This is a genomic window from Candidatus Protofrankia californiensis, assembly GCF_900634765.1.
GTDB lineage: Bacteria > Actinomycetota > Actinomycetes > Frankiales > Frankiaceae > Protofrankia > Protofrankia californiensis.
Map to the genome: position 1 here is coordinate 6,315 of NZ_CAAAFT010000413.1, position 4,104 is coordinate 10,418.

6 protein-coding genes are annotated in these 4,104 nt (G+C 68.4%); all 6 read right to left on the reverse strand.

From position 1 onward, the window contains the following. Positions 1–1,033 (reverse strand): signal peptidase I (gene lepB, locus DD1DGNOD_RS21415; protein WP_241255896.1); only part of this gene is annotated, 1,033 nt, incomplete at its 3' end. Positions 1,034–1,244: 211 nt separating this feature from the next. Then, the gene (gene rplS / locus DD1DGNOD_RS21420) at positions 1,245–1,601 is read right to left on the reverse strand and encodes a 50S ribosomal protein L19 (protein WP_131768367.1); all 357 of its coding nucleotides are present in this window, start codon (positions 1,599–1,601) and stop codon (positions 1,245–1,247) included. A gap of 137 nt (positions 1,602–1,738) precedes the next feature. Next, a complete protein-coding gene (gene trmD, locus DD1DGNOD_RS21425; protein WP_131770915.1) occupies positions 1,739–2,590 on the reverse strand; it encodes a tRNA (guanosine(37)-N1)-methyltransferase TrmD in 852 nt (283 codons plus the stop codon). A gap of 10 nt (positions 2,591–2,600) precedes the next feature. Next, on the reverse strand, positions 2,601–3,122 hold the full coding sequence (gene rimM, locus DD1DGNOD_RS21430) for a ribosome maturation factor RimM (protein WP_241251755.1): 522 nt from the start codon (positions 3,120–3,122) through the stop codon (positions 2,601–2,603). Positions 3,123–3,286: 164 nt separating this feature from the next. After that, positions 3,287–3,520 carry an RNA-binding protein gene (locus tag DD1DGNOD_RS21435; RefSeq protein WP_131768317.1) on the reverse strand — a complete coding sequence of 78 codons (234 nt, stop codon included), beginning with the start codon at positions 3,518–3,520 and terminating at the stop codon, positions 3,287–3,289. Further along, entirely contained in the window at positions 3,521–3,979 is a 459-nt protein-coding gene (rpsP, locus tag DD1DGNOD_RS21440) for a 30S ribosomal protein S16 (RefSeq protein ID WP_131768318.1), read from the reverse strand. Positions 3,980–4,104 lie beyond the last annotated feature (125 nt).

The following is a 4,104-nucleotide window of genomic DNA, read 5'->3' on the forward strand; positions in this document are numbered from 1 at the left end:
CCGCCGCGGGTCCGCCCGCGGCGGCTGCGAAGATGTCCGGCGGAGTCAGGATCGCCATCCGACCCAGCGGCCAGACCCGCACAAAGGCGCGGCCGACGACTTTGCTCTCCGGGATGGTGCCGTTCACCCGGGAGTCCGAGGACTCGCTGCGGTGGTCGCCCATGACCCACAGCTCGCCGGGTGGAACCTTCACCGGATCGAACTCGCGGCCCCCGCCGATCGGGCTGTTCTCGTACACGTACGGCTCGTCCAGCGGCCTGCCGTTGACCGTCACCCACCCCTGGGCGTCACAACATGCGACCGTGTCGCCGCCCACACCGATGACACGTTTGATGAAGTCCTTGTCACTGGGCGCGCCGAGCCCGAGCACCCCCTGGACCGCCCGGACCGCCCGGGAAAAGACGTTGCTCGGCGGCGTGATCAGCGTCTCGGCCCGTTCGAAACCGGTGCCGTCGCCGTTGAACACGACGATCTCTCCGCGGTGGACGTCCCGGAAGCGGTAGACAAGCTTGTTGACCAGTACCCGGTCGTTGACCAGCAGGGTGCGCTCCATCGAGACGGTCGGTATCCAGAACGCCTGGATGAGGAACGCCTTGATGAGCAGAGCAAGCAGAAAGGCGATCAGAACGAGCAGCGGCAGCTCGCGGGCGAACGAGCCGCGACCGCCGCGAGGAGTACGGGCTGGGCGCCGGCCGGCTGGCGGGTTGTCCGTGGCAGCCGCTTCGGCCCCCTGGACGTCCTGGCCGGTCACGTTCTCACCGATGACGTTCTCCCCGGTAGCGCCTGCGGCCTCGGCCTGGCGGCCGTCGTCGGTGACAGAGGCCGCGTGCACCTGGTGTTGACCGGGTTCACCGATGGAGCCCGGCTGCGGCTGGGTACTCGGTGCGCGCTCGGTTTTCCCGTCCTCGACCCGCGCGGAGGGGCCGGTCTGCTCGCTGTGCGGGTAGACCGCGTCGTCCGCGCGATCATCCGCGGAGCCGGCGGGAGGGGACCCACCCCAGCGCATCGGACGACTGTGCTCGGCTCCACTCACCGCGCCACCTCATGGGTTCGCCGACTTCGGCGGGAATGTGATGTCCGGGGAACCCGGTTGAAAACGATCGCTGACCACCCTACGCGACTGACCGGCTCCAATGACGGCACGGCGACGCGTGTTCGGTGTTCGCGTCGCCACACCGGCCGGTTGCGATCACGCCACGACCGGCCGTCCCGGCCACCTGCTGGTGGCGCAGCAGCTGTCAGCTCTAGCGCCCAGCCGGCCGACGCTTCTCCTTGATTTTCGCCGCCTTGCCGCGCAGATCACGCAGGTAGTAGAGCTTCGCGCGGCGGACGTCCCCGCGAGTCACAATTTCGATCTTGAATACCACCGGGCTGTGGACCGGGAAGGTCCGCTCCACGCCGACGCCGAAGCTGACCTTACGGACCGTGAAGGTCTCACGCACGCCACCACCCTGCCGCCGGATCACGACGCCCTGGAAGACCTGGATGCGCTGGCGGTTGCCTTCGACGACACGAACATGAACCTTCAGGGTGTCGCCCGGCCAGAACTTCGGGACGTCGGTCCTCAGCGACGCGGCATCGAGGCTGTCCAGGGTTTGCATGGCAGTCGCTTTCTCGCGGTGATGACGGGATGGATCGGATGCGGTCCGGCCGGCAGAAGTAAGCCACTTTAGCGGACCACGTACCCGCTCGCTCCGAGAGGTTTCAACCGGTGCAGCGGACGGCCGGAGACCGTATCCTACTGTGCCACACGAGCGTCCGAGTCGGTCTCACCCGTGCCGGAATGCTCCACGCGATGCTCCGGGCGGGACACTCGATCATCCCCAGTGGGTACGCGATCACACTCGGCCAAGTCGTCGCCGGCCGGATCGGCACCCGCCAGGTCGTCGCCCGCCGGGCGGTCTGGACGACCAAGCAGGTCCGGACGGCGGTGCGCGGTCCGCCGCAGGGCCTCCTCACGCCGCCATCGGCCGATGGCGGCGTGGTCCCCGGAGCGCAGCACGGCCGGAACCTCGTGGTCGCCCCACACCGGCGGTCGGGTGTACACCGGCGCCTCCAGCAGCCCGCTGGCGAAGGAGTCGTCCACCACGGACTCGGCGTTGCCGACGACTCCGGGCAGCAGCCGGGTGACCGCTTCCAGGACGACCAGGGTGGCGACCTCTCCCCCGGCAAGAACGTAGTCACCGATGGAGATCTCGTCGTCGGCCCACTCGTCGATGACGCGCGCGTCGATGCCTTCGTAACGGCCGCAGCAGAACACCAGCCACTGTTCGTCGGCCAGGCCGGCGGCGTACGCCTGCGTGAAGGACCGCCCGACCGGGGTCGGGACGATGATCCGGGGCCGCCGGCCGTCCGCCGCTCCCAGCGCGCAGATCTCGGTCAGCGCCGCCCACCACGGCTCCGGACGCATGACCATGCCCGGACCCCCGCCGTAGGGGGCGTCATCGACGGTCCGGTGCACGTCGTTCGCCCACTGTCGTAGATCGTGCAGATGGACGTCGAGGATGCCGCGCGCACGGGCCCGGCCGACCAGGGACAGCTCCAGGGGGCTCAGGTAGGCGGGAAAGATCGTAACTATATCGACGCGCACGGTTACTCCGCTACTCCAGGTCGAACAGGCCCGGCGGCGGGTCGACGACGATCCGGCCGTCCGGCACCTCGACCATCGGCACGATCTCGCGCACGAACGGGACGAGTACCTCGTGACCACCGACACAGTCGACAGCAAGCAGCTCCCCGGCGGCAGTGTGGACGACGTCGACGACTGCGCCCACGTCAACGCCGTCCACCGTGACTACCCGCAGCCCGACGAGATCACGGTCCCACCAGAGGTCGTCGACGTCCTCATCACCGTCGTCCGCGGCGGTGCCCACCTGGCCAGGCGCGATGGTGAGAACGAGCCCACGCAGGGTCTCGGCGGCAGTTCGATCGCCGATGCCCTCGAACCGCACCAGCAGGCGTCCGGAGTGCCAATGCGACCCTGCCACCACCAGGGACGTGGTCATGGGAGGGGCGCCGCGCAGTTGCGTCCCGGGGGCGAACCTCCGGTCGGGAACGTCCGTGCGAACGTCGATCGTCACGTCCCCACGGACACCGTGGGGACGACCGATCCGACCGACCACGACCGGCTCGTCCGCCGGACGGCCAAAGGCAGCACGACCATGCTCATTCAGTCCTGCCGGGACTCCGGGTCCCCTGGTCACCAGTGGGCCGCTGGACTCATGATCCATATTGTGGATCTTCCACTGTACTCACCGATTACCCACTAGTTACCCACCAGCGGGACCTACCGGTCGACGTCGATCACGTCGACACGCAGGCCCCGACCTCCCACCCCGGCCATGACCGTCCGCAGGGCACGGGCGGTTCTCCCGCCGCGCCCGATGACCTTGCCGAGATCATCCGGATGCACACGAACCTGGAGGGTTCGCCCCCGCCGACCCGACTCCATGTCCACGCGCACGTCGTCCGGATGGTCGACGATGCCCCGAACAAGATGCTCGAGGGCGGCTTCCAGCACTTACTGCCCCTCCGGAGTCGACGACTCAGCCGCCGCCGGCTCGGTCTTGTCACCGGCAGACGCGTCCTCCGTCGCCTTCTTGCCCTTCTTCGGCGTGGTGGCGGGCTTGTCGGTGAGACCGGCCGCGGCCCTGGCCGCAGCCTGGAACACCTCGCGCTTGTCAGCCTTGGGAGCCGCAACCTTTATCGGCGGTGGCGCGGGAAGGCCCTTGAACTTCTGCCAGTCACCGGTGACCTTGAGGATCGCCAGTACCGGCTCGGTCGGCTGGGCACCGACAGCAAGCCAATACTCGGCGCGCTCAGCGTCCACCTTGATGATGCTCGGGTCGGACTTCGGGTGGTACTGCCCGATCGCTTCGATGACGCGTCCGTCCCGCTTGGTGCGGGCATCCGCGACGACGATCCGGTAGTGCGGCTCGCGCATCTTGCCGAGGCGCTGAAGTTTGATCTTGGTTGCCACGATTGTCGAACTGCTCCAGACGTACGTCGGTAGTCACCGGACACCACGGTGCGGACGCGGAGTACCGGCAGCTGGGTTTGCCGAACGCCGCCCGCGGCACAGACATCCACCGCGACGACGCCGAT

Excerpts from the sequence above, each read along its gene's own strand:
- rplS (WP_131768367.1), bottom strand. The coding sequence starts at position 1,601 with ATGCAAACCCTGGACAGCCTCGATGCCGCGTCGCTGAGGACCGACGTC.